The organism is Cytobacillus firmus DS1 (assembly GCF_000565285.1).
Lineage (GTDB): Bacteria > Bacillota > Bacilli > Bacillales > Cytobacillaceae > Cytobacillus > Cytobacillus firmus_A.
In genome coordinates this window covers 1-557 of sequence record NZ_APVL01000072.1, presented here as the reverse complement: position 1 = coordinate 557, position 557 = coordinate 1, and the positions used below count along the sequence as shown (strand labels likewise).

Below are 557 nucleotides of genomic sequence, written 5' to 3'. Positions count from 1 at the left end.
CCCGACGAGCTACCGGACTGCTCCACCCCGCGATAATATTATTTATGTGATTTTTCTATGCTCACATCAAGCATTACATCGCAGTTTAATCAATGAAGTACCGCCCCGATTTCAGAAAGATTATTCAAGCAGCAGCTCAATCGGTGCGCTGAAGTAATTCCTTCGCAGATTATTCGGTCGTGCTCCACCCCGCGATAGTATTATTAAAATATGGAGGAGGAAAGGGGATTCGAACCCCTGCGCGGTTTGACCCGCCTGTCGGTTTTCAAGACCGATCCCTTCAGCCGGACTTGGGTATTCCTCCGATGTTGTAAAAAATAATCATATTGGTAGCGGCGGAGGGGATCGAACCCCCGACCTCACGGGTATGAACCGTACGCTCTAGCCAGCTGAGCTACACCGCCGAAATGATTATATATTTATGGTGGAGCCTAGCGGGATCGAACCGCTGACCTCCTGCGTGCAAAGCAGGCGCTCTCCCAGCTGAGCTAAGGCCCCATGTAAAAGAAGTGTCACTGGTCGGGAAGACAGGATTCGAACCTGCGACCCCTTGGTCC

At 51.2% G+C, this 557-nt stretch carries 3 tRNA genes; all 3 read right to left on the bottom strand.

The features are described from left to right. Positions 1 to 211 precede the first annotated feature (211 nt). The 3 genes from PBF_RS24820 to PBF_RS24810 all read right to left on the bottom strand — a co-directional run bounded on the left by PBF_RS24820 (position 212) and on the right by PBF_RS24810 (position 498). Positions 212 to 304, bottom strand: a tRNA-Ser gene (locus PBF_RS24820). Positions 305 to 327: 23 nt separating this feature from the next. After that, a tRNA-Met gene (locus PBF_RS24815) sits at positions 328 to 404 on the bottom strand. 18 nt (positions 405 to 422) lie between these two features. Next, positions 423 to 498, bottom strand: a tRNA-Ala gene (locus tag PBF_RS24810). Between the last annotated feature and the right edge of the window lie 59 nt (positions 499 to 557).